The organism is Streptomyces sp. CA-249302 (assembly GCF_050936785.1).
Lineage (GTDB): Bacteria > Actinomycetota > Actinomycetes > Streptomycetales > Streptomycetaceae > Streptomyces.
In genome coordinates this window covers 1,627,774-1,654,321 of record NZ_JBNJMG010000001.1, presented here as the reverse complement: position 1 = coordinate 1,654,321, position 26,548 = coordinate 1,627,774, and the positions used below count along the sequence as shown (strand labels likewise).

At 71.3% G+C, this 26,548-nt stretch carries 18 protein-coding genes and 1 pseudogene; 11 read left to right on the top strand and 8 right to left on the bottom strand.

The window, feature by feature from the left end; all coding sequences use genetic code 11:
- Positions 1 to 78: 78 nt before the first annotated feature.
- Both ACQEWB_RS07485 and ACQEWB_RS07480 read left to right on the top strand, forming a co-directional pair.
- A complete protein-coding gene (locus tag ACQEWB_RS07485; protein WP_432828328.1) occupies positions 79 to 2,955 on the top strand; it encodes an AfsR/SARP family transcriptional regulator in 2,877 nt (958 codons plus the stop codon).
- A 99-nt stretch (positions 2,956 to 3,054) separates the two neighbouring features.
- Entirely contained in the window at positions 3,055 to 3,594 is a 540-nt protein-coding gene (locus ACQEWB_RS07480; protein ID WP_432828326.1) for a sigma-70 family RNA polymerase sigma factor, read from the top strand.
- Here ACQEWB_RS07480 and ACQEWB_RS07475 read toward each other — a convergent pair.
- Complete coding sequence (locus ACQEWB_RS07475; protein WP_432828324.1) at positions 3,578 to 4,978, bottom strand: hypothetical protein; 1,401 nt, start codon at positions 4,976 to 4,978, stop codon at positions 3,578 to 3,580. The genes ACQEWB_RS07480 and ACQEWB_RS07475 overlap by 17 nt on opposite strands.
- A gap of 153 nt (positions 4,979 to 5,131) precedes the next feature.
- Here ACQEWB_RS07475 and ACQEWB_RS07470 point away from each other — a divergent pair, with 153 nt between their 5' ends.
- Both ACQEWB_RS07470 and ACQEWB_RS07465 read left to right on the top strand, forming a co-directional pair.
- Positions 5,132 to 7,558, top strand: a complete 2,427-nt coding sequence (locus ACQEWB_RS07470) for a WXG100 family type VII secretion target (RefSeq protein ID WP_432828322.1) — start codon at positions 5,132 to 5,134, stop codon at positions 7,556 to 7,558.
- A gap of 70 nt (positions 7,559 to 7,628) precedes the next feature.
- Positions 7,629 to 12,014, top strand: coding sequence for an FtsK/SpoIIIE domain-containing protein (locus ACQEWB_RS07465; RefSeq protein ID WP_432828320.1), 4,386 nt, complete (start codon positions 7,629 to 7,631; stop codon positions 12,012 to 12,014).
- Between the two features lie 109 nt (positions 12,015 to 12,123).
- Here ACQEWB_RS07465 and ACQEWB_RS07460 read toward each other — a convergent pair whose 3' ends face one another.
- Together ACQEWB_RS07460 and ACQEWB_RS07455 are read right to left on the bottom strand one after the other, a co-directional pair.
- A complete protein-coding gene (locus tag ACQEWB_RS07460) occupies positions 12,124 to 12,762 on the bottom strand; it encodes a hypothetical protein (RefSeq protein WP_432828318.1) in 639 nt (212 codons plus the stop codon).
- Positions 12,759 to 13,052, bottom strand: a complete 294-nt coding sequence (locus ACQEWB_RS07455; RefSeq protein WP_432828316.1) for a hypothetical protein — start codon at positions 13,050 to 13,052, stop codon at positions 12,759 to 12,761. The genes ACQEWB_RS07460 and ACQEWB_RS07455 overlap by 4 nt, the downstream gene beginning before the upstream one ends.
- Positions 13,053 to 13,172: 120 nt before the next feature.
- Here ACQEWB_RS07455 and ACQEWB_RS07450 point away from each other — a divergent pair, with 120 nt between their 5' ends.
- The 5 genes from ACQEWB_RS07450 (at position 13,173) to ACQEWB_RS07430 (ending at position 18,338) form a co-directional block, all read left to right on the top strand.
- A complete protein-coding gene (locus ACQEWB_RS07450; protein ID WP_432828314.1) occupies positions 13,173 to 13,826 on the top strand; it encodes a COG4315 family predicted lipoprotein in 654 nt (217 codons plus the stop codon).
- A 297-nt stretch (positions 13,827 to 14,123) separates the two neighbouring features.
- Positions 14,124 to 15,416 (top strand): extracellular solute-binding protein, encoded by a 1,293-nt coding sequence (locus ACQEWB_RS07445; RefSeq protein WP_432828312.1) that lies wholly within the window; start codon positions 14,124 to 14,126, stop codon positions 15,414 to 15,416.
- Between the two features lie 9 nt (positions 15,417 to 15,425).
- A complete protein-coding gene (locus tag ACQEWB_RS07440) occupies positions 15,426 to 16,424 on the top strand; it encodes a carbohydrate ABC transporter permease (protein ID WP_432828310.1) in 999 nt (332 codons plus the stop codon).
- A gap of 53 nt (positions 16,425 to 16,477) precedes the next feature.
- On the top strand, positions 16,478 to 17,242 hold the full coding sequence (locus ACQEWB_RS07435) for a carbohydrate ABC transporter permease (protein WP_432843679.1): 765 nt from the start codon (positions 16,478 to 16,480) through the stop codon (positions 17,240 to 17,242).
- Positions 17,243 to 17,294: 52 nt separating this feature from the next.
- Positions 17,295 to 18,338 carry an endo-1,4-beta-xylanase gene (locus tag ACQEWB_RS07430; protein WP_432828308.1) on the top strand — a complete coding sequence of 348 codons (1,044 nt, stop codon included), beginning with the start codon at positions 17,295 to 17,297 and terminating at the stop codon, positions 18,336 to 18,338.
- A 1-nt stretch (position 18,339) separates the two neighbouring features.
- Here ACQEWB_RS07430 and ACQEWB_RS07425 read toward each other — a convergent pair whose 3' ends face one another.
- The 3 genes from ACQEWB_RS07425 to ACQEWB_RS07415 form a co-directional block, all read right to left on the bottom strand.
- Positions 18,340 to 19,389: a LacI family DNA-binding transcriptional regulator gene (locus ACQEWB_RS07425; RefSeq protein WP_432828306.1), complete on the bottom strand. Its 1,050-nt coding sequence runs from the start codon at positions 19,387 to 19,389 to the stop codon at positions 18,340 to 18,342.
- Positions 19,390 to 19,614: 225 nt separating this feature from the next.
- Positions 19,615 to 19,821, bottom strand: coding sequence for a DUF5999 family protein (locus ACQEWB_RS07420; protein WP_432828304.1), 207 nt, complete (start codon positions 19,819 to 19,821; stop codon positions 19,615 to 19,617).
- A 396-nt stretch (positions 19,822 to 20,217) separates the two neighbouring features.
- Positions 20,218 to 20,802, bottom strand: a complete 585-nt coding sequence (locus ACQEWB_RS07415; RefSeq protein ID WP_432828302.1) for a hypothetical protein — start codon at positions 20,800 to 20,802, stop codon at positions 20,218 to 20,220.
- A 553-nt stretch (positions 20,803 to 21,355) separates the two neighbouring features.
- On the opposite strand from ACQEWB_RS07415, the gene ACQEWB_RS07410 reads away from it, so the two are divergent.
- The gene (locus tag ACQEWB_RS07410) at positions 21,356 to 22,873 is read left to right on the top strand and encodes a glutamate--cysteine ligase (RefSeq protein ID WP_432828300.1); all 1,518 of its coding nucleotides are present in this window, start codon (positions 21,356 to 21,358) and stop codon (positions 22,871 to 22,873) included.
- 43 nt (positions 22,874 to 22,916) lie between these two features.
- Here the strand turns inward: ACQEWB_RS07410 and ACQEWB_RS07405 are convergent.
- Positions 22,917 to 24,662 (bottom strand): annotated as a pseudogene (locus ACQEWB_RS07405) (substrate-binding and VWA domain-containing protein); the annotation flags it as partial.
- 185 nt (positions 24,663 to 24,847) lie between these two features.
- Between ACQEWB_RS07405 and ACQEWB_RS07400 the strand changes: the two are divergent.
- The gene (locus ACQEWB_RS07400) at positions 24,848 to 25,648 is read left to right on the top strand and encodes a CPBP family intramembrane glutamic endopeptidase (RefSeq protein WP_432828298.1); all 801 of its coding nucleotides are present in this window, start codon (positions 24,848 to 24,850) and stop codon (positions 25,646 to 25,648) included.
- A 7-nt stretch (positions 25,649 to 25,655) separates the two neighbouring features.
- On the opposite strand, the gene ACQEWB_RS07395 is transcribed toward ACQEWB_RS07400, so the two are convergent.
- Entirely contained in the window at positions 25,656 to 26,465 is an 810-nt protein-coding gene (locus tag ACQEWB_RS07395; RefSeq protein ID WP_432828296.1) for a PhzF family phenazine biosynthesis protein, read from the bottom strand.
- Positions 26,466 to 26,548: the final 83 nt, after the last annotated feature.

Genomic DNA, 26,548 nt, shown 5'->3' with positions numbered 1-26,548 from the left:
AACCCCGCCTCGTCGAGTCCGCCCGGACTCTATGCTCATCCGGTCGTTCATGTCGTCACAGTCGGTGCAGGGGATTCGGTGCGTACACGATTCGCCGTGCTGGGACCCGTCCGGGCCTGGCGCGGCGACACGGAACTGGTGCTCGGACCGCCCAAGCAGCGGGCTCTGCTCGCGCTGCTGCTGACCGAGGCGGGGCGTCCGGTCGCCGTCCACGAGATCGTCGACGTCCTGTGGGGGGAGAATCCGCCGGACACCGCTGTCAACGTCGTCCAGCGGCACATCGGAGCGCTGCGCCGGCTGCTCGAACCTGAACTGCCTGCCAGGGGCGAGTCACGGTGGCTGGTGCGCGGCTCCGGCGGTTACCGCCTTGAAGCCGATGCCGAGTCCCTTGATCTGTTGAGTTTCCGGGAGCTGCGGCAGCGGGCGGCGAAGGCCGCGCAGGACGGTGAACCGGCCGTCGCCACCGAGCTGTTGATCGAGGCGCTGGCGCTGTGGCGTGGGCCCGCGGCCACCGGGATCGCGCCCGAGGTGCGGTCCCACCCGGCCTTCGTCGCCCTCGACGGCGAGCATCTGGCCGCCGTGAAGGAGGCGGCGGAGCTGGCGCTGGAGGCCGGAGGCGGTCTGGGCGCGCGGGTGCTGGTGACCCTTCGGCAGGCTGCCGCGCAGCATCCGTTGGACGAGGGCTTGCAGGCCAGGCTGATTCTGGTGCTCGCGGCCACCGGGCATCAGGCCGAGGCGCTGGACGTCCACCGGACCGTACGCACCCGCCTCGCCGACGAGTTGGGCGTGCAGCCGGGTCCCGAACTACAGGCCGTCCAGCAGCGGATCCTCGGCCGTACGCACGGTCTGCGCGTCGCGGGTGAGGTGGCCGACGTCCAGGAGGCCCGGCCAGAGGCCGTTGCCACCGTCCGGCCCGCCCAACTCCCCGCGGATCTGGCCGCCTTCACCGGTCGGCGCAGTGAACTCGCCCGCGTCCGCGAGCTGTTGCCCGCGTCCGGCGAGTCCCTGTCGGCCGTCGTGATCAGCGCCATCGGCGGCATGGCCGGCGTCGGCAAGACGACTCTCGCCGTGCACTGGGCACACAGTGTCGCCGACCGCTTCCCCGACGGGCAGCTCTACGTCAATCTGCGCGGCTTCCACCCCACCGGCTCGATCATGAGCGCCGCCGAGGCGATCCGGTCGTTCCTCGACGCGTTCGGCGTCCCCGCGCAGCGCATCCCAGGGGGCCTCGACGCGCAGGCCGCGCTGTACCGCAGCCTCCTCGCCGACCGGCGCGTCCTCATCGTCCTCGACAACGCCCGGGATACCGAGCACGTCCGCCCGCTGCTCCCCGGCGCACCCGGCTGCCTGGCCCTCGTCACCAGCCGCAACCAGCTCTACGGCCTGGTGGCCGGCGAGGGGGCCCACTCCCTGACGCTGGACGTCCTCACCCACGCCGACGCCCGCGAGTTCCTGTCCCGCCGGCTCGGAGCCGACCGCGTCGCGCGCGAACCCGACGCCGTCGCCGAGATCATCGACCTGTGCGGACGGCTGCCCCTGGCGCTCGCCGTGGTCAGCGCCCGCGCGGTCGTGAACCCGACCTTCCCGCTCGCATCCGTCGCCGCCGAACTCCGCGAGAGCGAGGACAGCCTCGACGCCTTCGCCGGGGAGGCTCCGGTCGCGGACGCACGCAGCGCGTTCTCGTGGTCGTACCAACTCCTCACCCCCGCGGCCGCCCGCGTCTTCCGGCTGCTCGCCCTGCACCCCGGACCCGACTGCTCGCTCGCCGCCGTCGCCAGTCTCGCCGGGCAGCGAATCGGCCAAGTGCGGCCGCCGCTCGCGGAGTTGGTCCGCGCCCACCTGCTCTCCGAGCCGGTGCCGGGCCGCTACGGCTGTCACGAACTGCTGCGTGCCTACGGCACCGAACTGGGCCGGGCCCAGGACGGCGCCCAGGACCTGGACGCGGCCCGGCGCCGCCTGCTCGACCACTACCTGCACACCGTGCACGCGGCCGACGCCGTCATGGCGCCCACCCGGGAACGCATCCAACTGCGGCCGCACGCACCCGGGGTGACCGTTCCGCGCCTGCCCGACGAGGCGGCCGCGGCCGGCTGGCTGGAGGCGAACCGGTCCGTCGTGCTCGCCGCGATCGAGCAGGACGCTCGGCACGGCAGCGGTGAGCACAGCTGGCAGCTGGCCGCGGCCGTGGATCTGTACCTCGACCGCAACGGCCACTGGCAGGAGCAACTGGCCGCTCAGACAACGGCGTTGGGCGCGGCCCAACGGCTGGGTGACATCCGGGGACAGGCCCACGGACACAAGGCGCTGGGCTTCGCCAACGGCCGCTTCGACCGGTGGGACGAGGCCGACGCCCATCTCGCCCGTGCCCGCGAACTGTTCGGCGAGATCGGCGACGGGATCGGCCTGGGCAGGGCCCACCGTCACTCCGCCTACCTCGCCAACCGGCGCGAGCGGCACGACGTGGCCCTCAACCACTACGCCTACGCGAGCGCCCTCTACCGCGCGGCCGGGTGGGACAGCGGGGAGGCGTATGTCGCCAACGAGGTCGGATGGACGTACATCCTGATGGGGAGGTACGAGGACGCCCTGAAGGAATGTGGTCGGGCGCTCTCGGTCCATCAGCGTACGGGCGACGGCAATGGGGTGGCCTCCGCGTGGGACAGCCTCGGCTACGCCCACCACCACCTGCACGAACACGACCGGGCGCTCGAATGCTACGAGCACGCCCTCCAGCTGTACCGGGAGAGCCGCGACCGCTACCTGGTGGCCGACACCCTGGGGCACATCGGCGACACCCACCGCGCGGCCGGCGACGACATCCGGGCCGCGCTCGCCTGGCGTGAAGCGCTCGGCATCCTCGAGGAGATCGAGCATCCCGAGGCCGCGCAGGTCCGCGACCGGCTGACGGACCTCGCCGTACCCGGTCCCGTGCCTGATCCGGGCGGGCGTCAGTAAAGCGTCAGAGTTCCGGAAGCGGGTCCTGCCTACGCTCCCCGCTCTCCGCTCCAACAGGAGCGGGGGCCGCGTACGGCATACCCCTTCAGGGACTGGATCATGACCACGACCACCGACGTGGCCGCCACGACGGCCGCGCACCGGGACCAACTGCTGCACACCATGGTGTCCGACCACGCGAAGGCCCTTCTCGCCTATGCCGAGAAGCTGCTGAAAGACCGTCACACGGCGGAGGACATCGTCCAGGAGGCCCTCATCCGCGCCTGGCCGCGCGCCGAACGCCTCTACAGCACCGAGGGATCGGTACGGGGCTGGCTCCTCACGGTGACCCGCAACCTCGTCGTCGACCGGATGCGCAGCGCGGCCGTCCGCCACGAGACCATCGGCGCCGAGGACCGGGACGTGCCGCTGCCCGACCACGCCGCTGCCGTGCTGACCTCGGTCGAAGCGGCCGACCTGCTGCGGGAGTTGAGCCACGAGCACCGTGAAGTGCTGGTGCACACCTGCATGTTCGGCCGCACGGCGCAGGAGACGGCGCGCATCCTCGGGATACCCGCCGGCACCGTCAAGTCCCGCCGCCACTACGCCCTCAACACCCTGCGCGCCAAGGCCGGCCGAGGGCTCAGGCCGGGACGGTGAGCCGCACATCGAGGACCGGGATGTCGACATGGCCGTCGGCGTCGGTGTGCCAGCGCCAGTGCGCGCCGCCCGCCTCGCCGTAGACCAGGCCGGTCCAGCCCGCGCCGCCCGGCCCGCACAGGGCGGCCAGTTCGGCGGCCTCCCGCTCGCCCGGCGTCCCGGTCACCACGACCAGACCCCGCACCGGCCGGCGGGAGGCTCCCGCGCGTACCGTCCCGTGCCCGGCGACGGGTGCCGTCGGGGCGGGCGCGTCCACTCGGGGCAGCTGCCGCAGCCCCGTCGGCACGGCGAGCGGCAGGTCGCCGTCCGCCCCGCGCAGCACGGTCACCGGGGTGTTCGGGCGGGTGCGGGCGATCTCCGCCAGGAGGTTCTGTACGACGTCCCGGGCCACCGTCCGGTCACCGCCCACGCTGAGCACGCCGTCCAGCCGGCTGAGGTCCACGAACACCGGCTCGCCTTCCTCGTCCGTGCCCGCGCGGACCAGACAGGCGGCGTTGACCGAGGCCTGTGCCGTCATGCCGGGGTCGTCGCCGCGGGTCAGCCAGCCGGTGGCGGCGGCGGGGCGGCGCCAGCGCGTGCTGTCGACGTTCGTCCAGGGGGCGTCGGCCGAATCGGAGGCGGCCAGCCACACCGTCACGCCCGTCTCGTCGACGCGCAGTGCGTGCACCGGCTTCTCGGGCTGCTGCCGGGTGGGCGCGAACTCGCCCAGGGTGCCGTAAGCCCGTCGTACCGACTCCGCGTCGGTGGCGAACCGGCGGCCCGTCGCCCGGCGTTGCGTCAGCAGGCGCCGGCGCCGCATCGGCTCGCCCAGCCCGCGTACGGCGCGGACCACGGCGCCGTACGCCTTGCGCACCTTGCGTCGGCCCACGATGCCCGCCGTGATCAGGGCGAGGAGGAACGCGCCGACCACGGCGACGGCCGCGGCCAGCGGGAAGGTGAACGTCGCGGACGTCTGCTGTCCGGAGGCCGGGGGAGCGGAGGCGGTGGCCTGCGTGCCGGTGTCGCGGGCCAGTTGGACGTCGGGGCCCGAGGCGTCCTGGGGCAGGCGAAGGATCCAGCCGGGGTGCAGCTGGTCGGCCGGGTCGTCCAGCGCCCCGCCGTCCTTCTGGGCCTGGCCGCGGTTGAGGTCGAAGATCTCGCCGGAGCGTGAGGCGTCGCCGAGTGTGGAGGCGGCGATCGACTGGAGGGTGGCGGGCTGCCCGCCGGTCTGTGCGGGGTCCGGGACCACGAACACCTTGATCAGGTCGTCCTGGGGCGCCGCGTGCGCGGATCCGGCCGCGCCGAGTGCCACGAGGCAGGCCGCGAGCAGTGCCGCGACGGCGTGCAGCAGCCGGTGTGCCGTTGCCGGCCTGTGCTCGGGCCTCGAGCCCGTGCCCTTGGTCATCGTGTCCACCCTTGCCCTCCGGGGTTCCGTTGCATCGACTACACGGAGCCACCCGACGAAAACGTTCGAAGCGAACACGGTTTGAACCTTCCGGAACGCCGACCCCGTGTACCTGGCGACCACACGTCACAGGCAGCGCACCGGGGGATCGCAATGGCACGTCGGCACTCGAGTCCCGAGGACTTCCGGCTCGTCGGCATGGACTCGGACCCGACGCCCGGCGACCCGGACCTGATCCAGGGCGTGATGCAGCGGTACCGGGACATCGGGGACGCCGCCGAGAAGGCGCTGAACGTGCTGAAGAAGGACGGCACGATCTCGCAGGGGCGCGGTTCGGCGATGGACCAGCTGAAGGAGAAGATCGGCGACGATCTCCCGGACAAGCTGACCAAGACCATGAACTCCTACCACGACGCGGCCCAGGCCTACAGCGATTACATGCCGCGGCTGCGCGAGGCCCAGGACACCCTCGACCGGGCCGTGGACCAGGCGCAGTCCGCCGCGCCGGCGGCGAACCAGACGCCCAAGGAGCTCGGCGCGAACCCGACGGACGCGGACAAGTCCGAGGCGCGTAAGACCCAGGACGCCATCGACACCGGCAAGTCCGAGCTGAACGCGGCCAAGAGCCTGGCCGAGCAGGCGAAGTCGATGCGGGAGAGCGCGCAGCGGCAGTGTGCCGACGTGCTGGACCGGGCGGCGGGGGAGGCGATTCCGGAGCGGAACATCTTCCAGAAGATCGCCGACTTCTTCAAGGACTTCCCGTTCGTACAGATCCTGCTGGCCGCGCTGATCGCCGTGGTGGCGGTGTTCTTCCCGGTGGTGGGGGCGCTGCTTGGCGGGGCCCTGTTCGTCTTCAACCAAGTGATAGCCAGTCAGACCGGCGGTATCAAAGCGGGTGACTTCGTCGTCGGGCTGCTCGGGATCGTGCCCGGCGGCTCGCTGCTGAAGCTGGGCGGGCGGGCCGTGGAGGCGATCGCGCCGGCCGCGGTGGCCGCGGTGAAGAACTCCGGGTTCATCGCGAAGAGCACGGCGTCGATCACCAAGATCGGTGAGTCCTTCAGTAACAGCAAGATCGTGAGTGGGGTGCTCGCCAACCCGATCGGCAAGGTGGGCGCGGAGATCTCCGGCAACTTCCTGAAGAACTCGGCGCTGGAGGCGGGCGCCAAGGCGGCCAACCACGACCAGATCACGGCCGCGGGCGTCTTCGCGGGGGCCGCTGCGGGGGCGGTGGCCGGGGCGGCCTTCAAGGGCGGCATCGGGAAGATCGGCAAGGGCCGTGGGAATCCTCCGGTGGAGGAGGGCAAGGGTGGCCGCTTCGGTGATACGACGGCGCCGGCGGCCGGGGACACGGTGGGCAAGCGGGCCTCCGACCAGCTCGGAGGCGCCGTGGAGGAAGGCGCCACCCTCGGCACCAAGATCGGCGTGGGCGTCGCGCAGGGTGGCGATCCCAACGAGGTCGCGGCCGGCGAGATCGCCAACTCCGCGCCGAAACTGGGCGCCGGGCCGGTCGGGAAGGCGGGCCTCGGCCGCTCGATCGACGGCATCGCGGACAAGATCCCGATCAAGGGAAGCCCGAGGCCGTCAACGGGGGCGGCGAACACGCTGGCTTCGGGGCAGCCGGGGACGCCGGATGCCGGCAGCGCGGGTGGGAATGCCGGGGCGGGGGCCAGGGAGCGGCGCCGGGCGGTGCGAACACGTCGGCGGGGGCTCATGGGGCCGGGCCGGATGGCGGGAATGCCGGGGCGGGGGCTCATGGGGCCGGGCCGGATGGCGGGAATGCCGGGGCGGGGGCTCATGGGCCCGGGCCGGACGGTGCGAATGCCGGGGCAGGTGTTCAGGGGTCCGGGCCGGATGGTGGGAGCGCCTCCGCCGGGGCTCATGGAACGACGCCCGCCGACCCGGCGAGCACGCCGCTGCCGCCTTCACCGACGGGCTCGCGTCCCTCCACTCCGGCCCCCGTGGATCCGGCGAACACACCGCTTCCGCCGTCGCCCACCGGCTCGCGGCCATCGACCCCGGCCCCGGCGAACCCGGCGGACGTACCCCTTCCGTTGTCGCCCACCGACTCGGGCCGTCCGACACTCCCACCCATCAGCACCTCCGACTCGCAGTCGAACTCCGGCAACGAGTCGCCCTCGCCGTCCCCGAGCAGCGACGGGTTCGTCACCGCGCCGACCAGTCCCTCGGAAGGCGCCGACAGCGGGCGTTGAGCGGCGTCCGCGTACCACCCAGTCTTCCGTCCCCGACCCGGACGGATCGCACCGACAACCAGCAAGGAGAGCTTCCATGCCCAACTACGCCGTCAACTCCGACACCACGTCCTCCACCTCGCAGGCCCTGCTCAACGACTTCTCCCAGCTCCAGGACAAGCTCAACGAGGTCCGGGGAAAGATCACCAACCTGCTCGCCGACGGCTACAGCACGCCCGCCGCGCAGCAGAAGTTCCAGCCCTTCTTCGACGAGTTCGCCAAGGGCTTCGAGCAGGTCAACCAGGGGCTCCAGGGCATCGGCCAGTACGTGAAGTCCGTCGGTGAGGCCTTCGACCAGACCGACAGCCAGCTCGGCTCCAACCTCTCCTGACCCCACGGCCCGGCTCGCCGCCGAGGCGGTCGGTGCCGCACCCACCTCCACACGAGAAGGACGATGAGCCGTGCGATTGACCGTCAGCGTGCGTGACCCGCAGGTCGAGGGGGTGTCCACCACCGTCGCCGTGGAAACCGAACCGTCCGCGCAGACGGGCAGGTTCGCGGCCGAGCTGGCCCGGAGCGTCGGGTACGCCGGGGCGGCCGCGGGGGAGCCGCCCCTCTACCTCGGCTCGACCCCCGTCGACCCGAACACCACCCTCCAGGGCGCCGGTGTACGGGACGGCATGGACCTCGGGCTCGGCGCTCCCCTTCCGCGGGAGCCCGAGCCCGAGGGCCGCACCGAGGTCCGCGTCGTCTCCGGGCCGGGCGCGGGAACCGTGTTCCGCCTGGTCCCGGGCGACTACGACATCGGCAGCGCCACAGGCTGCCGGATCCGCCTCGCCGAGGGTACGCCGATGCTCGCGGCCCGAGTGCGGGTCCGGCTCGACGGCAGCGCCCAACTCCTCATGACCGACATGGCCTTGCTCGACGGCAAGCCGGCCGAGGACCCCTCGCCGTGGCGGGAGGGCAGCCAACTCGCCGTCGGCGACATCCTGTTGGAGCTGACCTCGCGGCCGACGGCCCGCGCCCCGCTGACTCCCGCCCAGGACGGACTCGGCCTGGAGTTCAACCGGCCGCCCAGGTTCCTGCCCCCGGCCGCGGGCGCCAGATTCCGACTGCCGACCCCACCCGTCAAGCCCGACAAGCGGCCCGTCCCGCTGCTGCCGATCCTGCTCCTCCCGGCCGGCAGCGCGGCGATCGCCATCTTCGTCACCCACCGCTGGTCCTTCGTCTTCATCGCCCTGCTCTCACCGATCGCCGCCCTGGTCACCCAGTTCGGCGGCCGCAAGCAGGCGATGCTCAAATACCTGGAGAAGAAGGAGGAGTACGAGCAGACACTGGCCCGGGTGCGCGCGGACATCGACGCCGCCGTCCTGGAGGAACAGCACAACCTGCGGCTGTCCCTGCCCGATCCGGCCACCCTGCTCCACATGGCGGTGCAGCCTTCGGAACGGCTCTGGGAACGCCGTTGGCAGGACCCCGACTTCCTCACCGTGCGCGTCGGCACCACCGATCTGCCCTCGGCGGTCAGCGTCGACGATCCCGAGCAGGACGAGCACCGGCGCAGCACCGTGCCCTGGCTGAACCAGGTACCGGTCGCCGTGCCGTTGCGCCGCGCCGGAGTCGCGGGTGTCGCCGGTCCGGGCGCGACCCGCCTCGCCGGCTGGCTCGCCGCGCAGGCCGCCGCCCTGCACAGCCCCACCGACCTCCGCATCGTCGTCCTGGCCGGACCGGACGGCGAACGCGACTGGTCCTGGACCCGCTGGCTGCCGCACACCCAGGCCCAGGGCGAGGACGCCTACGCCCTGATCGGCAGCACCGCCGAGTCCCTGGCCCGCCGCATCGGCGAACTCGGCCAGCTCGTCGCCGCCCGCATCGCCGCGGGCCCCGACCTCGTCCGTGGCGGGGTCAACGGCTACCCCGACATCCTGGTCGTCCTCGAACAGGCGCGCCGCGCCCGCTCGTTGCCGGGTGTGATCGCTCTTCTCCGTGACGGCCCGTCCGTCGGCGTCCACACCATCTGCATCGACCGCGAGGAACGGCTGCTGCCCGAGGAGTGCGGCGCCGTCGTCGTCACGGACGCCGGCACGGCCAAGGTGCGCACCGGCTCCGCCGCCGCGCTGGAGAACGTCCGCGGCGACTCCCCGGAACCCGACTGGTACGAGCACTTCGCCCGCGCCCTGGCCCCGCTCCGCGGCGTCGGCGACAGCGACGAGAGCGCACTGCCCGGCGCCGTACGCCTGTTGGACCTGCTGAACATCGAACCGCCCACCGCCGAGGCCGTGGTGGCCGGCTGGTCGCTCGGCGGCCGCAGCACCAGGGCACTGCTCGGAGTCGGATACGACGGTGAGTTCGCCGTCGACCTGGTGCGCGACGGGCCGCACGCGCTGATCGCCGGCACCACCGGATCCGGCAAGTCCGAGCTGCTGCAGACCCTCGTCGCCACCCTCGCCGTGGTCAACCGGCCCGACGAGATGACCTTCGTGCTGGTCGACTACAAGGGCGGCAGCGCCTTCGCCGAGTGCGCCGACCTGCCGCACACCGTCGGCCTGGTCACCGACCTCGACACCCGGCTCGTGGAGCGGGCCCTGGTCTCCCTCGGCGCCGAACTGCGCCGCCGCGAGACCCAGTTGGCGCAGGTCGGCGCCAAGGACATCGAGGACTACCTCGACAAGCGCGCCCGCGGCGGCAACGTACTGCCTCCGCTGCCCCGACTGCTGCTGGTGATCGACGAGTTCGCGTCCATGGCGCGCGAACTGCCCGACTTCATCTCGGGGTTGGTGAACATCGCCCAGCGCGGCCGCTCCCTCGGCATCCACCTGGTCCTCGCGACCCAGCGCCCGGGCGGCGCGGTCACCCCGGACATCCGCGCCAACACCAACCTCCGTATCGCCCTGCGCACCACCGACACCAGTGAGAGCCGCGACATCATCGACGCCCCCGACTCCGGGGACATCTCCCCGGCCAACCCCGGCCGCGCGTATGCCCGGTTGGGCCCGTCGGCGCTGCTGCCGTTCCAGTCGGGCCGCGTCGGCGGTCGCCGCCCCGGCGGCCAGGCCCCTGCCGGGACCGAGGTGAGCGTCCACGCGGAGCCGGTGACCTGGCAGAACCTCGGCGGCCCGCTGCCGTCCGCCCGCTCCCGGGGCGGCTCGGGCGCGGCGCGGACCGAGGCCGTCACCGACCTCGCCGTACTCGCCGGAGCCGTCGCCCAGGCGGCCCGGCTGGCCGACGTACCACGACAGCCGAGCCCCTGGCTCCCGCCGCTGCCCGCACTGCTCCCGTGGACACCGCCACCCGCGCCCAAGCACACCGCCGAGCGCGAGGCGGCCCTGCCCGCCGTGGAGTACGGCATCGTCGACCTGCCCGCCCAGCAGACCCGCGCCCCCCTGGTCCTCGACCTCGACCGGGCCGGCCATCTGCACATCGTCGGCTCGCCCCGCAGCGGACGCTCCCAGACCCTGCGCACGCTCGCCGCGGCACTCGGCCAGGCCCACGGCGCCGACGACGTCCACCTCTACGGCATCGACTGCGGCAACGGCGCGCTCAACGCCCTGACCGCGCTGCCGCACTGCGGAGCGGTCGTCGACCGGAACCAGGTCGAGCGCCTGGGACGCCTGTTGGACCGGCTGGGCGCCGAACTCACCGCCCGCCAGAGCATCCTGGGCGCGCGCGGCACGGCCGACCTGAGCGAACTGCGCCGGAACCAGGTCCCGGAGGAGCGGCTTGCGCACATCGTGCTGATGGTCGACCGGTTCGAGGTCTTCGAGCGCGAGTTCACCGCGTACGACAACGGCAGTTATCTGGAGCGCATGATCCGGCTGCTGCGCGACGGCGCGGGCGTCGGCATCCACGTCGTCCTTGCCGGTGACCGGGTGCTGGGCAGCAGCCGGTTCTCCGGCACCACCGAGGACAAGATCGTGCTGAGGCTCAACGACCGGCAGGACTACTCCAGCGTCGGCATCCCCTCCAAGTCCGCGCCGTCCGACCCCGAACCGGGACGCGGCATCCGTACCCAGGACCTGAGCGAGGCGCAGATCGCGGTGCTCGGCGAGGACCTCTCCGGCACCGCGCAGGCCGAGATCCTGTTCACCCTGGGCCGGGAGCTGACCGAACGCGAGGCCTCGGTCCCCGCCGCCCGCCGCCCGATCCGGCTCGACGTGCTCCCCGACCGGGTGACCTACGCCGACGCGCTGGCCCTGCACACGCACGGCGGGCCCATGCGGCCCCTGGTGGCCGTCGGCGGCGACACCCTCACCTCGCTCGGCCCCGACCTGGCGGACGTGCCGACCTTCGTGGTCGCCGGGCCGCCGCGCACCGGCCGCAGCACCGCCCTGCTCGTCGCGGCCGAGTCGCTGCTCGCCGCCGGGACCGGCCTCATCGTCCTCGCGCCACGGCGCTCGCCGCTGCGGCAACTGCTGGGGCGGCCCGGCGTCGCCACCCTCATCACCGACGCCGAGGTGCCGGCGGGCGAGTTCCGTCAGGCCCTCGGCAACGTCCCGGAGGAGAACGGCGTGATCGTCGTGGACGACGCCGAACTGTTCATGGGAGCCGAGATCGACCCCGACCTCGCGCTGCTCGCCCGCGGCGGCGCAGGCACCGGCTGGGGTCTCCTCGCGGCCGGCAACGCCGAGTCGCTGGCGCTGAGCCTGGCCGGCTGGATGGGCCAGGTGAAGCGCAACCGCACCGGCATGCTGCTCTCCCCGCAGGGGCTGAGCGACGGCGAGGTCATCGGCGTGAAGCTGACCCGGGGTGTGGTCGGACAGGCGCCGCAGCCGGGCCGCGGACTGCTGCACCTGGGCGACGGAACACTGCGGGCGGTGCAGGTGCCGCTGCTCGAAGCGGAACTCTGAGACGGGGAGGTGCGCTCCCGATCCCCCGGGGACGCACCTCCCTCCCGACAGCGAAGGGCGGCCGGACCGTGGGGGTCCGGCCGCCCTTCGGCCTGCCGTACGGCTCGGTTCAGGCGGCGACCGTGTCGTCCTTCGGGGGCACCTGGACACCGTCGTCCGTCACGAAGCGGAACGTGCCGGTGATGGCGTCGAACAGGTCGTAGACCTCGCTCTTGAGCGGCAGGTTGGGGCTCGCGAGGGTGACGACGAGGAAGTCCTCGGTGCTGCCCGGCACCGGCATCATCGTGTGCATCGTCAGCAGCTTGACGTCGATGTCCCCGGTCAGCCGGGTCACCTCGGTGCCGGTGACCCGGGCGACCGTGCCCACGTGCGGGACCTTCGCCGACGCGATGACCCGGTCCCTGGGCGCCACCCCGGTCGCCGAGGAGACACCGAGCCGCGCGGACAGCACGGGCAGCGTGAGCTCCTCGCCCTCGGGGGTGCTGACGGCGAAGACCATGCCGTACGCCATGAAGAGGCCCTCGGTGTACATCGTCGCCGTGCCCGCGGCCAGCAGCGCGCCGTAGCGGCGCGCCGCCCGGGTCACCTCCCGGCCCTGCCGGAACATGTCGTTGATCCGGGCCTTCTCGCGCGGGTCGTCGGTCGAGGCGAGGGCCTGCGCCCGGGTCCTGGCCAACTCCTCGCCGCTCAGGTCGACCTGCTGCCACTGGTCCGGGATGTCCAGCAGAAACCGTTGTGCCGTGCTCACTTGCCGCCTCCGTCGTCGAGGTTCGCCACCGCGTCCTGGTCGGTCTTCTCGAAGGAGTCGAGGATGTCGCCGATGGCGTCGCGGATGCCCTGCACCTGCTTCTGCAGCTGGTGCTTGCCGTCCTCCCACTTGTTCTCGAAGTTCTGCGCGGAGCCGTGGGAGAGCTCGGGCCCGAACGCGGCATCGAAGTCGAAGGTGTGGTGTCCGATGTCGATGTTGTCGTGCACGAAGGCCAGCATGTTCCGGGCCTCCTCGAGTTCGCTCCCGGGGATGTTGACGTCCGACGCCACCGCGGGCCCCCGTTCCTGGATTCGTCTGTCGCGGAGCGGATCCGCCTCTGCCGGGAACACGTGGCCGCGGGGCCGAAAAGTTCACTGAACCCTCGGCGGCCCCTGTCTCGTGTGCCAGGCATGACCTCGCTCTTCACCCGTCGTGCCGCCGTCGCGTCCGTGCTCGCCCTGTGCGGGGCGCTGAGCCTGTCGGCCTGCGGCAAGACGATCTCGATCGGCGACAGTTCGGCCCCGGCTTCCTCGGCCCCCGCGTCGCCGCTCGCCTCGGCCTCGCCTTCGTCCACGGCGTCCGCCCAGGGCGCGGGCAACTCGGCGCTCCAGGTGGTCGACTCCACCGCGCAGGACAACGGCCTCAGCGGCACCGGCGGGACCGTGGTCGGCGCGGCGGTGCAGGAGACGCCGCCCAAGTGGGTGCAGCTCTCCGCGGTCACCTCGGCGCCGCTGAACGCACCCCACCTCATCAACATCAACCAGGCGTCGCTGTACCGCTTCGACGCCGACACCGCCGGCTCCGGACAGTCGGCCTGCAACGACGCCTGCGCCGTGAAGTGGCCCCCGGTGACCGTCCAGGAGGGCGGCAACGTCTATCTGGCGGGCGTGGACCCGAAGCAGGTCGGTGCGTTCCGCCGGCAGGACGGCCAGGTCCAGATCACCGTCGGAGGCCGGCCCCTCTACCGCTTCTCCGGCGACACCAAGCCCGGCGACCTGAACGGCCAGGGCCTCGACGGCAAGTGGTTCGCGGCCGGGCCGAAGGGAGAAAAGGTGACGCAGTAGCGGTCACCCCCTCCCCGACGGCGGCTCCCCTCAGTGGGCGCCGCCGTTTTTCATGTACGGCCGCCTTCGCAAAGTTCGCCGATCTTGCCGAATGTTTCGGACGCAACCCCACCCATATCGCGTCAACGCTCGGCGCCGGTGCGCGGGTTGCCCGCAGATTCACACTGCACAAGGGGTTGCCACCGTTTGCGAGCTGTCTCTAGGGTGCGGCAACAACGCATCTTTCTGGATCATCTCCGAAACTTTCGGTCCCTGCGGGCGGTCGTGGACGCGCCGTCCCTATCCAAGGAGCGCAAAATGGGCGACCGGGCACTGTCCCGCCGCGGCTTCCTGGCGGCCTCCGCCGCGGCCGGTCTGGGCATGACGGCACTGAGCGCGTGCGGCGGCGACTCGGACGGGGGGTCGTCGGACGGGACGACCACGATCGAATGGTGGAACATCTCCACCACCGAGCCCGCGCACACCGTCTGGGCCGGTCTGGCCAAGAAGTTCGAGGCCCAGAACCCCAAGGTCAAGATAAAGATCACCCAGCTGGAGAACGACGCCTACAAGTCGAAGATGACGGCGCTGACCGCCTCCGGGAAGCTCCCGGACATCTACCACACCTGGGGCGGGGGAGTGCTCCAGCAACAGGTGGACGCCGGACTCGTCGAGGACATCACCGACAAGACCAAGCCGTGGGCGGACGGCCTGCTGCCGGTCGCCAAGAAGCCGTACATCCTGGACGGCAAGACGTACGCCATCCCGTTCGACATCGGCATGGTCGGGTTCTGGTACAACAAGGCGCTCTTCAAGCAGGCCGGCATCGCCGAACCGCCCACCACCTGGAGCGGCTTCCTCGACGCGGTGAAGAAGCTCAAGGCGAAGAACATCACGCCCATCGCGCTGGCCGGCAAGGAGAAGTGGCCCGAGATGTACTACTGGGCCTACCTCGCGATGCGCACGGCCGGTATCTCCGCGCTCCAGAAGGCCAACGACGACAAGGACTTCACCGCCCCCGGGCTCGTCCAGGCCGGAGCGCACCTCAAGGAACTGGTCGAACTCCAGCCGTTCCAGAAGGGGTTCCTCGGCGCCGCGTACTCCACCCCGACCGGACAGGCCGCCACCATGGGCAACGGCAAGGCGGCCATGGAGCTCATGGGCCAGTGGGCCCCGGCCGTCGAGGCCGACTCCGGCAAGGGCCTCGGCACGAACCTCGGCTTCTTCCCCTTCCCGGCCGTCGAGGGCGGAAAGGGCGCCATCACCGAGGTGTTCGGCGGGGGCGGCGGACACGCCCTGCGCAAGGGCGCACCGCAGGCCGCCGTCGACTTCCTGAAGTTCTTCGCCTCCGAGGCCACCGACCTCGAACTCGTCAAGAAGACCGGCACCCTCCCGATCCTCCCCGCCGCCGCGAAGGCCCTGTCCGACCCCAACACCAAGGCCGTGCAGGCCCAGTTGACGGCCGCCACCGGCTTCCAGCTCTTCCTCGACCAGGCCTACGCGCCCGCCGTCGGCCAGGAGGTCAACGACAGCGTCTCCGCGCTCATCGCCGGGTCCAAGTCCCCCGAGCAGGTCACGCAGTCGATCACCAAGACCGCGAAGGAAGCGTAGTAGCCGGCGATGACCTCCACTTTCCTCCCGGACAAGCGGACCGGCCCCGACGTCGCCGTCTCCTCCCCGACGGCGACGTCGGCCCGCGGGCGGGCCCGCCGGCGGCTGGTGCACTGGCTCACCGCGGTCGCCTTCCAGGTGCCCGCCCTGGTCCTGTTCATCGGCCTGGTGCTGCTGCCGATGCTCTTCGCGCTGTACGCCGCCTTCTTCCGCTGGGGCGGCTTCGGCATGCCCTCCGACTACATCGGCGGCGACAACTTCACCCGCCTCTTCCAGGACGACGTCTTCCTCGGCGACCTGTGGCGCTGCGCGATCCTGGTCGGCCTCTCGCTGGTCCTGCAACTGCCGTTCGCGCTGGCCATGGCGGTGGCGCTGAACCAGCGGCTGCGCGGCCGGGCCGTCTACCGGATGCTGTTCTTCGCGCCCTACGTCCTGTCCGAGGCCATCACCGGCGTCCTGTTCGGCATGGTCTTCGCCCCGGACGACGGACTCGCCGACCACCTCCTCGGCAGCATCGGCCTCGACAGCCTGGGCGGCGAGTGGTTCGCCGACCCCTCCTACGTCATGGCGACCCTCTTCCTCGTCATGACCTGGAAGTACTTCGGCTTCCACATGATGCTCTACCTGGCCGGACTCCAGTCCATCCCGGCCGAGTTGACGGAGGCGGCCCTCATCGACGGCGCGGGCGCCTGGCAGCGCTTCCGCAACGTCACCCTGCCGCTGCTCGCGCCCACCCTGCGCATCAGCGTCTTCCTCTCCGTCATCGGCGCCATCCAACTCTTCGACCTGGTCTGGGTGATCACCCAGGGCGGTCCCGACCACCACTCCGAGACGATGGCAGTGACGATGTTCCAGTACGGCTTCAAGCGCTACCAGATCGGCTACGCCAGCGCGATCAGCGTGGTCATGTTCGGCATCTGCCTCGTCTTCGCCCTCGCCTACCAGCGGTTCGTGCTCCGCCGCGACCTCGAAGGGGCCACCACCACGATGCGGGGGGACGGCAAGTGAAGACCGTACGCAATCTGCCGCTGCACGTGGTCCTCGTCCTGGTCGGCGCCGTGATGGTCGTACCCCTGCTGTACGCCGTCCTGTCCGGCTTCAAGTCCACCGAGGAGCTCTCCCGCAATCCCTTCGGCCTGCCCGAGCACTGGCTGACCGGCAACTACACGGACATCCTCGGCTCCGGCGACTTCTGGCGGCTGCTCGGCAACAGCACTCTGATCGCGATCGCCACGACCGTGCTGGTGGTCGCCGTGTCCGCGCTCGCCGCCTTCTCCTTCGCGCGGTTCGCCTTCCGCGGCCGGGAGGTGCTGTTCACCTTCTTCACGATGGGGCTGATGTTCCCCTTCGCGGTGGCCGCCCTGCCGCTCTTCCTGCTCCTGCGCTCCATGGACCTGCTGGACAACCCGCTCGGCGTGATCCTCCCGCAGGCCGCCTTCGGGCTGCCGATGACGATCATCATCCTGCGCGGTTTCTTCCGGCAGATCCCGGGCGAGCTGGAGGAGGCCGCCACCCTCGACGGCTGCACCGCCTTCGGCTTCTTCTGGCGGATCCTGCTGCCCATGGCCCGGCCCGCGCTCGGCACGGTCTCCGTGCTCGCGGTCGTCACCAGCTGGAACAACTTCTTCCTGCCGCTGCTGGTGTTCACCGACGCCAAGTGGTGGACCCTGCCGATCGGCGTGCAGCAGTTCCAGGGCCAGTACTCGGCGGAGTACGCCCGCGTCTTCGCCTACCTGGTCCTCGCGATGGTCCCCGCCCTCGCCTTCTACTCGGTCGCCGAGCGCCAGCTCGTCGGCGGCCTCACCGCCGGTGCGACGAAGGGATGACAAGCGCCGACGGATGTACGGCCCCGCACCCCACCCAGTGAGGAGTCGCACCATGCCCAGGAACCGCCTCAGACTCGTCGGAGCCCTCGCCGCCGCCCTGGTCGCCGCCGGCCTCACCGCCGGCACCCCGGCCCAGGCCCACGAACGGCCCGCCACCCTCGCCGACCTCGCCCAGCGCCACGGCCGCTACTTCGGCAGCGCCACCGACAACCCCGAACTCACCGACAGCGCCTACACGGCCCTGCTCGGCAGCGAGTTCGACATGATCACGCCCGGCAACGGCATGAAGTGGTACGCCACCGAGCCCCAACAGGGCGTCTTCGACTGGACGAACGGCGACCAGATCGTCAACCTGGCCCGCAAGAACCACCAGAAGGTCCGCGCCCACACCCTCGTCTGGCACAGCCAGCTGCCGAGCTGGCTGACCAGCCGCGAGTGGACGGCCGACGAGCTGAGAGCCGTACTCAAGAAGCACATCCAGACCGAGGTACGGCACTACCGCGGCAAGGTCTACTCCTGGGACGTCGTCAACGAGGCCTTCAACGAGGACGGCACCTACCGCGAGACCATCTGGTACAGGACCCTCGGCCCCGGCTACATCGCCGACGCCCTGCGCTGGGCCCACCAGGCCGACCCGCACGCGAAGCTGTACCTCAACGACTACAACATCGAGGCGGTCGGCCCGAAGAGCGACGCCTACTACCAGCTGGCCCAGGACCTGAAGGCGCGGCACGTCCCGCTCGACGGCATCGGCCTCCAGGCCCACCTCGCTCTCCAGTACGGCTATCCGGCGACCCTGGAGGACAACCTCCGCCGTTTCTCGGAGCTGGGCCTCGACACCGCGCTCACCGAGGTCGACGTACGGATGATCCTGCCGGCGACCGACGAGAAGCTGGCCCAACAGGCCCAGTGGTACCGGGACTTGACCACGGCATGCCTCGCGGTGCGGCGGTGTGTGGGTATCACGGTCTGGGACTACACGGACAAGTACAGCTGGATCCCGGCCTTCTTCCCCGGCCAGGGCGCCGCCCTTCCGTGGGACGAGCAACTCCGGCCGAAACCGGCGTACTTCGCGATCAGGGAGGCGCTGAAGTAGGTCATGTGCGGGACGGTGGTGCGGTGCTCGACCGCACCACCAGCTCCGTGCCCAGCTCGACGCGCGGCGAGTCGGGTCGCTCGTCGCGGGCCAGCCGCAGGACCGTGCGGACCGCCAACCTGCCCATGTCGCCGAGCGGTTGGCGGACCGTGGTGAGCGGCGGCGCCGACCAGCGGACCTCCGGAAGGTCGTCGAAACCGACCACGCTCATGTCCTCCGGCACCCGCAGTCCCCGTCGGCGCAGCGCCTCGATCGCGCCGAGGGCCATCTGGTCGCTGGCCGCGAACAGGGCCGTCGGCGGCTCGGGCAGGTCGAGGAGGGCGTTGCAGGCGGTGAAGCCGGACTCGGGGTGGAAGTCGCCGGGGACGACGAGGGTTTCGTCGAGGGCGATGCCGGCGCCCTCCAGGGCCGCGCGGTAGCCGTCGAGGCGGGCGCGGGAGCAGAGCAGCCGGGGCGGGCCCGCGATCAGGCCGATGCGGCGGTGGCCCAGGGACAGCAGATGCTCGGTCGCGGCCATGCCGCCCGACCAGTTGGCGGCGCCGATCGTGGGGGCCTCCAGGGCGGGGGAGCCCGCCGGGTCGACCACCACCAGCGGGACGCCGAGGGCGCGCAACTCCTCGTGCAGGACCGGCTCCAGGGCCGAGGTGACCAGGATGACCCCGTCGGAGGCGCGGGCCCTGAGGTTGCGCATCCACTCGCGGGCGTCGCCCGAGCGGCCGTGGATCGCGGAGACGACCGTGCCGACGCCGGCCGCGTGCGCGACCTCCTCCACACCCCGGATGATCTCCACCGCCCAGGGGCTGTCCAGGTCGTTGAAGACCAGGTCGAGCAGGGCGGCGCGGGTGGCGGAGGTGCCCGTGCGCTTGCGGTAGCCGTGTCTCAGCAGCAGGTCCTCGACGCGGGCCCGGGTCCTGGGCGACACGTCGGAGCGGCCGTTGACGACCCGGGAGACGGTCGGCACCGAGACCCCGGCCTGCCGGGCGATCTCCGTGATGGTGACCCGGCCCCGCACCTCGGACGCCTCCTCGGCACCGGCCCCGTCTGCTGCCATGTCCCCCACCTCCGTGAACGCCTGCGGCGAATCTGGCGCCTGCGGCGAAACTTCCAGAAGTCTTCCGGAAAACGGGCGCACATGGGAAGGGCGAACCTCATTACGCACGGGTAACTACGCGGAGTGACCGACCCCCGACATGCGTCGGGGCCGGCTCGCGGTTCGTGTCCGCGACCGGCCCCAGGAGTTCACCGGACGGCTCGGCGGAGCCGCCCGGCTGCCGCCTCAGGCGGCGGTCATCACCTTGCCGGCGCCCAGCGGGCGATGCGGGGCGATGATCTTGCCGTCGGGCAGGAGCTCACCGGTGTCCTCGAAGAGCAGAACGCCGTTGCACAGCAGGCTCCATCCCTGCTCCGGGTGGTGCACCACGAGTCGGGCGCACTCCCGGTCGGCGGAGTCTGCTGAAGGGCACGGTGGCTGGTGCTGGCACATTGATGGGATCTTTCGCTCTGTCGTGATGTGTGAGATGGCTGTCGTGTCTGTCTCGCGGCTTGAAGCGTTGTTCATGGCCGCCCCCCGTGTGATAAGTCGGTCCAGTCCCAGTGTTGCCCCACGGACGTCAATCCGCAGGCATTTTGCGGCACCACTTCTTCACAGGTTGATGACGCTTCACCCGGCCGGACGGTTCATTCCAACTGCACTGTCACTTCGGGTGGTTCGGAGTGGCCGGATGGGGCTAGTCCTTCCTGGTCAAGGGCGATTTTCGGCTCGTACGAGCAGTCAATTGCTCGTACGAGCGGAAGTGGCGGAAAAGCGGCCGGGAAAAGCGCCGTACCCCGCCACCCGGAATTCGGGGGCGGGGTACGAAGGGCGTCGCGAGGGCGGGGCTCAGACCGGCTGGCTCAGAAGGGGCGCGGGAGTCACCCGATGGGTCAGCACCGGGAGCAGTTCGGCGACCCGGTGCGGACGGTGGGCCGCGATACCGGGCGGGGCGGGAGCCAGCGGGACGAGCAGGTCCGTGGCGGCGGGGTGGCCGCTCGCGCCGTCCGCCGTGCTGTCGCCGTGCAGCCACAGCGTGAGCATGTACAGGCTCGGCACCGAGAGCAGGCGCGGCTGGCAGGTCTGTGGCATGGTCTCGGCCTGGCGCAGGGCACGCTCGGTGGAGGCGATGTAGGGGCCCTCGAAGAAGTGCGAGAAGACCCAGCCGTCGGGGGTCAGCCGGGTCTCGGCCGCGGCCACGGCGCGGTCGCCGCAGCGGATCAGGAAACGCCACCCGGCCAGCCGGGTGGCGGACACGCCCGCGGGCGTGAGTTCGTCAAGTACGTGGACGGGCAACGGGAGTTCGGGAGTGGCCGGTCCCTGGGAACGCAACAGGGAGGGGGTTCGGGCCTCGCGGACCGCGGTGGGCGAGGCGAGTGCGGTGAGAACGGTGCGCAGGGCAGGTGCGGGTGCCGGGGGGACATGCAGCGGCATGGTGGGTCGCCTCTCATTCGACAGGCACGGTGGCGCGAGGGCGGGGGCGGACGGCGCTGTCTGCTCACGCGGTCAGAGAGGCGGGGGCCGGGGTCTGGGAACGAGGGATATGGGTGAGGCCTGCCGCACGTCACCTCGACGGCAGGTTCCACTGACCGCGGGCGCCACCCCTCTGCCTTGTTCGCGGAGTTTATACGACATGTGTTCAGACGGTGTTTCGTCTAGCCGTTTCCGGTGCACTCGGCAAGGGCGAATCCGGTCGGCGATACGTGGGAATCATCCCGATTCCGCTCGGCCCCGCAGCGATGACCTCGGAAAATGTCCGAGGCGCGGTCGGCCGTTTCTCGTCGGCATTTTTCACGAGGTTGTCTTCGGCCCGAAACAGCGCACCGTTTCATGCCTCGCGAATGTGCCTCCGGTCACGTCCCATCAGAGTAGCGGGCGACCGGCCCGCGCGGGGACGTTATCGATCGCCGCGGCTGGGCATCATCCCACGTGACCCGACACCGGCGGCCGGGATCCGCCCGCCGCCCGATCGAGGAGGGACGCTCCGATGGGGGAGAAGGTCGTGGCAGGCCGGTTCGATCTGTCCGATCGGCAGCTCTACCGCGACAAGCTGCGCAGGTGCCTGACGGGGCTGGAGCGACTCCTGGCCGAGAAGCGGTTCGACCGCCCCAAGAACCTCATGGGGCTGGAGATCGAATTGAATCTCACCGGCGCCGACGGCATGCCGAAAATGCTCAATGCCGAGGTCCTGGAACGCATCGCGAGCCGCGATTTCCAAACAGAACTCGCCATGTTCAATCTGGAAGTCAACATAGCCCCACACCGATTGGGCGGTCGCGTATTCGACCGGCTCACGGAGGAACTCCGCACCTCGCTGGCATATGCCGACCGGAAAGCCGGCGAGGTCGACGCGGGAATCGTGATGATCGGAATTCTGCCGACCCTCGACCGCGACGACCTGGTTTCCTCCAACCTCTCCGCCGTCGACCGCTACGCCCTGCTCAACGAACAGATCGTGGCCGCCCGCGGCGAGGACTTCGTCCTCGACATCGACGGCGTCGAGCGCCTCACCTGCACCTCCAAGTCCATAGCCCCGGAGGCCGCCTGCACCTCCGTGCAGCTCCACCTCCAGGTCACGCCGGCCCGCTTCGCCGACGTCTGGAACGCCGCGCAGGCCGTCACCGCCGCGCAGATCGCCGTGGGCGCCAACTCCCCGTTCCTGTTCGGCCGTGAGCTGTGGCGCGAGTCCAGGCCCCCGCTGTTCCTCCAGTCCACCGACACCCGCCCGCCCGAGCTCCAAGCCCAGGGCGTACGGCCGCGCACCTGGTTCGGGGAGCGCTGGATCTCCTCCGCGTACGAGCTGTTCGAGGAGAACCTGCGCTTCTTCCCGGCCGTGCTGCCGATCTGCGACCAGGAGGACCCGCTCGACGTCCTCGACGCGGGCGGCGTCCCCAAGCTCGCCGAACTCGTCCTGCACAACGGCACGGTGTACCGCTGGAACCGCCCCGTCTACGGCATCGCCGACGGCGTCCCGCACCTGCGCGTCGAGAACCGCGTCCTGCCCGCGGGCCCCACCGTCACCGACGTCATCGCCAACGCCGCCTTCTACTACGGTCTGGTCCGCGCCCTCGCCGAGGAGTCCCGGCCGGTGTGGAGCCGGCTCTCCTTCGAGGCGGCGGAGGCCAACTTCGACGCCGCGTGCCGGCACGGCATCGACGCCCGCCTCCAGTGGCCGCGCCGCGGACGGTACGGCGGCACCGCGGAGGTCGACGCGGTGAGCCTCGTACGCGACGAACTGCTGCCGTTGGCCGAGGCCGGCCTGGCCGCGTGGGGGGTCGAGCGGGCCGACCGGGACCTGTACCTCGGGGTGATCGAGGAGCGCTGCCGGCGCCGGGTCAACGGCGCGTCCTGGCAGGCGGCGACCTTCCACCGGGCCCTGGAGGCGGGCCTGTCGCGGGATGCCGCGCTGGCGGCCACCACCCGCAGATACCGCGATCTGATGCATCAGGGGGAGCCGGTGCACACCTGGCCCGTGGGATCGCCGGAGCCCGTGCCGCTGGGGTGACCGGCGTGGCTCGGTGAGGTTCAGTCCTGGGTGTTGCCCTGGGCCCCGCCGCCACGATCGCCTTCAGCATCACCGACTGGATCTGGGACGGGTTGCTGACCGACTGCCCCGAACCGCCGGTGGACTGCGCGATCTCCTCGGCCTCCTGCTGGTCGGCGTCGGGACCCACGGCGATGATGATCAGCGGAACCGGACGCTCGGGGTTGGTGAGCTTCTGCAGTTCGCTGATCAGCTCGGCGCGGGAGATGCTGCCGGGGTCCTGGTTGACGCCGTCGGTGAGGATGACCAGGGCGTTGAACTTGCCCTTGACGTAGGAGGCGGTGGCCTCCTTGTAGGCGGCGAGCGTGGTGTCGTACAGGCCGGTCGCGCCGTCCGGCACCGGCTCCAGACCGGTGAACGCCGCCGACAGCTTGTCCCGTACGGTCCCGCCGTCCTTCTGGTCGCCGAGCCGCTCGGTCGGCACCAGGACGCGGTAGTCCTTGTCGCCGTCCAGCTTGGTGGAGAACTCCCACAGCCCGATCTCGTCCTCGGGAGTGAACGTGGCGAGCGCCTGGAGCAGCGAGGCCTTGGTGACGTCCATCCGGGACTGGCCCGACTTCGACACCGGCTCCGCCATCGACCCGGAAGCGTCCACGACCGTGGTGAGCCGGGCACTCTGCACCGTGATCGTCCAGGTGCCGAGCGCCTCCTGGAGCGCCGCGTCCGAGGCGGGCTGCGGGGCGGGTTCGGAGTACGGCTGCGGGCTCTCGCCGCCGGCCTGCGCGACCACCGTCTCGGACGCGCTGTCGTCGGAGGTGCGGAAGCCGTACTTCTGGAGGAGCTTCAACTGCTCCGTCTGGCGCAGGTAGTTCATGAACCGCAGCGCGGCCCGGCTCTCGTCGGTGGTGAGCTGGTCGACCATCGCGTACGGGTAGTCCAGCTCGGGCGAGCCGTCCTTCGGATAGAACATGTCGAGCCCGTTGCCGCTGTCCGCCGAGGAGTTGTAGGCGTACGCCGCCTGCTCGGTGAGGATGAGCGCCTGGTTCCGCTTCGGGTTGCCCAGTTCGGTGCCCGAGGAGTCCCGCGGCAGCGTGTCCACGACCTGGCTGTCGGTGTCCGAGGTGCGCTGCGACAGCGTCTTCATCATCGCCGCGGCCTGCGTCTCCCCACCCTTGAGCCCGGCCGCGGCGGTCGTCAGCTGTGTGAGCGCGAGCAGCCCGGTGGCGCTGCGCGCGGGGTCGGCCGCACCCAGCTTGAGCGAGTCGTTCTGCATGGAGGCGGCGGCCAGTTCGATCCAGTTGTACGTCTTCTTCGGCCACCCGAGCGACTTCGCGGCCGGCGGCACCATCGCCACGCCGACCGGCGTCGAGGCCACCTCGCCCGCCGGGGTCACCTCGGTCGCGGCCGTGTTCGCGGTGATCCGGTCGACCCACAGCTCCGAGTCCGGCACCCACACCTGCACCTGGGTCGGCTTGCCGGTGCTCAGCTCGTCCGCGACCTTGTACGAGTCGCGGGCGGTCACCGCGACCGCGACACAGCGGCCGTCGGAGGTGATGCCCGTGTCCCGGGCCCGCTTCGCCGCGGCCGTCAGGGCGGGCGCGATGTCCGGTGAGGCGGCGAGCCGGAGCCGCACCGGGTCGTCCTTGCACGACGAGCCGAACGACAGCAGTCCGCTCTTGACGGCCCCCGCCGTGCCGCCGGCGACGGTGAGAACGAGAACCGTCGCGATCGCGACCGACCTGCGGCGCGCGCGTGGACGGGGGTCGCTGCCGCCCGCCCCATACTGATCGGGCAAGCTGTGACGTCCCATGACGGTGGTGCCCCTCCCTGTTGAACCTCGTGCCGGATGACGGCCGTATGGCATGCAAGGGGGAGGTACGCCCCGTACGGCGTCCGTCCCCCCTGACGGCCAAGCGCACGATCTTCGTAACTTCTTTCGAGACCCTAGCGGGGCGGCGATGGGGATGAGGCGCGATTACTCAACTGGAGGCAGGAGTGCAGGCAGAGGCGGGCCCGGTGGCCGATTCTTTTCCGCCTCAGCGGCTCTCGCGGCGGATTTTCCGCGACGAGACGCTGCTCGTTCTGGGGCTTTCGCTCGGTGCGAGTGGAGTGTCCGCACTGATCAGTTTTGTCGGATCGGTCACGAAACCGGGCGGCCTCAAGGACCAGGCGGCGACCCTCAACGCGTCCGCCGCGCCGGGCCGCCCCTGGCTTGATCTCGCCTGGCAGCTGTTCGGGATCGCGAGCGCCCTGGTGCCCGTCGCGCTGGTCGCGCACCTGCTGCTGCGGGAGGGCGAGAGTCTGCGCACGATCGGCTTCGACCGCACCCGTCCCTGGCCCGACCTCGGCCGCGGGGCCGGGATCGCGGCCGTGATCGGCAGCACCGGAATCGCCTTCTACCTGGCCGCACGCGGCCTCGGCTTCAACCTCACGGTGGTGCCCGAGGCGCTGCCCGACGTGTGGTGGAAGTACCCGGTGCTGATCCTGTCCGCGATGCAGAACGCGATCCTCGAAGAGGTCATCGTGGTCGGCTATCTGCTGCGCCGGCTCGGCCAGTTGGGCTGGACCCCGGGGACCGCGCTGGTGGCCAGTTCCGTACTGCGCGGTAGCTACCACCTCTACCAGGGCATCGGCGGCTTCGTCGGCAACATGGCGATGGGCGTGGTGTTCGCCTACCTGTACCGGCGCTGGGGCCGGGTGGGTCCCCTGGTGGTGGCGCATTCCCTGCTCGACATCGGAGCCTTCGTCGGCTACGCGCTGCTGGCCGGGCAGGTGGGCTGGCTGCCCACCGCCTAGGTCACCCCTAGGCCAGCAGTTCGCCCTCGATCGTCGTGACCGCGCGGCCGGTGAGGAGGGTGCGGTCACCACGGAGCCGGGTGCGGACGCGGCCCGAGCGCGGCGAGGCCTGCAGGCCCGTGAGGTCCGTGCCGCCGAGGCGCTCCGACCAGAACGGGGCCAGCGCCGTGTGCGCACTGCCGGTGACCGGGTCCTCGTCGATGCCGACGTTCGGGAAGAAGCAGCGGGAGACGAAGTCGTAGCCCCGGGACGGGTCCTCGGCGCGGGCGGTGGCGATGATGCCGCGCTCCGAGTAGGCGCCGAGCGCCCGCAGGTCCGGGGCGAGGGCGTGGACCGTCTTCTCGTCGGCCAGTTCGAGCAGCAGGTCGCCGATGTTCGGCCCGGTGTCGAACACGGAGAGGGGCACCGCCCCGAGCGCCTCCGCCACTCCGTCCGGCACCTCCACCGCCGTCAGGGGAGCCGTCGGGAAGTCCAGAGTGATCGCCCCGTCCTCCTGAGGCGTCGCCACGAGCACCCCACTGCGGGTGGCGAACCGGACCGTGCCCTCGTGGGCCCCCGTCGTGTGCAGTACATGGGCCGTGGCGAGTGTCGCGTGCCCGCACAGGTTGACCTCGGTCGCGGGCGTGAACCAGCGCAGCGCCCAGTCGGCCTCCCCGCCCGCGGGCAGCCGGTGCGCGAACGCCGTCTCCGCGTGGTTCACCTCCAGCGCGATCCGCTGCAACCGGTCGTCGTCGGGAAAGGCGTCGAGGAGCAGCACGCCGGCCGGGTTCCCGGCGAAGGGGCGGTCGGTGAACGCGTCGACGATTCGGATTCGCATGGGGGAGACGCTAGGGCGGCGTGGCGTCCGCGACCAAGGCCAATTGCCGGTCCCTGGACTGATTTCCGGGCCCCACGACTCGG

Coding starts and splice junctions, on each gene's coding strand:
- ACQEWB_RS07420 (WP_432828304.1), bottom strand. CDS start 19,821: ATGTGCCAGCACCAGCCACCGTGCCCTTCAGCAGACTCCGCCGACCGG.
- ACQEWB_RS07395 (WP_432828296.1), bottom strand. CDS start 26,465: ATGCGAATCCGAATCGTCGACGCGTTCACCGACCGCCCCTTCGCCGGG.
- ACQEWB_RS07425 (WP_432828306.1), bottom strand. CDS start 19,389: ATGGCAGCAGACGGGGCCGGTGCCGAGGAGGCGTCCGAGGTGCGGGGC.
- ACQEWB_RS07470 (WP_432828322.1), top strand. CDS start 5,132: ATGGCACGTCGGCACTCGAGTCCCGAGGACTTCCGGCTCGTCGGCATG.
- ACQEWB_RS07480 (WP_432828326.1), top strand. CDS start 3,055: ATGACCACGACCACCGACGTGGCCGCCACGACGGCCGCGCACCGGGAC.
- ACQEWB_RS07475 (WP_432828324.1), bottom strand. CDS start 4,978: ATGACCAAGGGCACGGGCTCGAGGCCCGAGCACAGGCCGGCAACGGCA.
- ACQEWB_RS07415 (WP_432828302.1), bottom strand. CDS start 20,802: ATGCCGCTGCATGTCCCCCCGGCACCCGCACCTGCCCTGCGCACCGTT.
- ACQEWB_RS07435 (WP_432843679.1), top strand. CDS start 16,478: ATGGTCGTACCCCTGCTGTACGCCGTCCTGTCCGGCTTCAAGTCCACC.
- ACQEWB_RS07430 (WP_432828308.1), top strand. CDS start 17,295: ATGCCCAGGAACCGCCTCAGACTCGTCGGAGCCCTCGCCGCCGCCCTG.
- ACQEWB_RS07410 (WP_432828300.1), top strand. CDS start 21,356: ATGGGGGAGAAGGTCGTGGCAGGCCGGTTCGATCTGTCCGATCGGCAG.
- ACQEWB_RS07445 (WP_432828312.1), top strand. CDS start 14,124: ATGGGCGACCGGGCACTGTCCCGCCGCGGCTTCCTGGCGGCCTCCGCC.
- ACQEWB_RS07440 (WP_432828310.1), top strand. CDS start 15,426: ATGACCTCCACTTTCCTCCCGGACAAGCGGACCGGCCCCGACGTCGCC.
- ACQEWB_RS07450 (WP_432828314.1), top strand. CDS start 13,173: ATGACCTCGCTCTTCACCCGTCGTGCCGCCGTCGCGTCCGTGCTCGCC.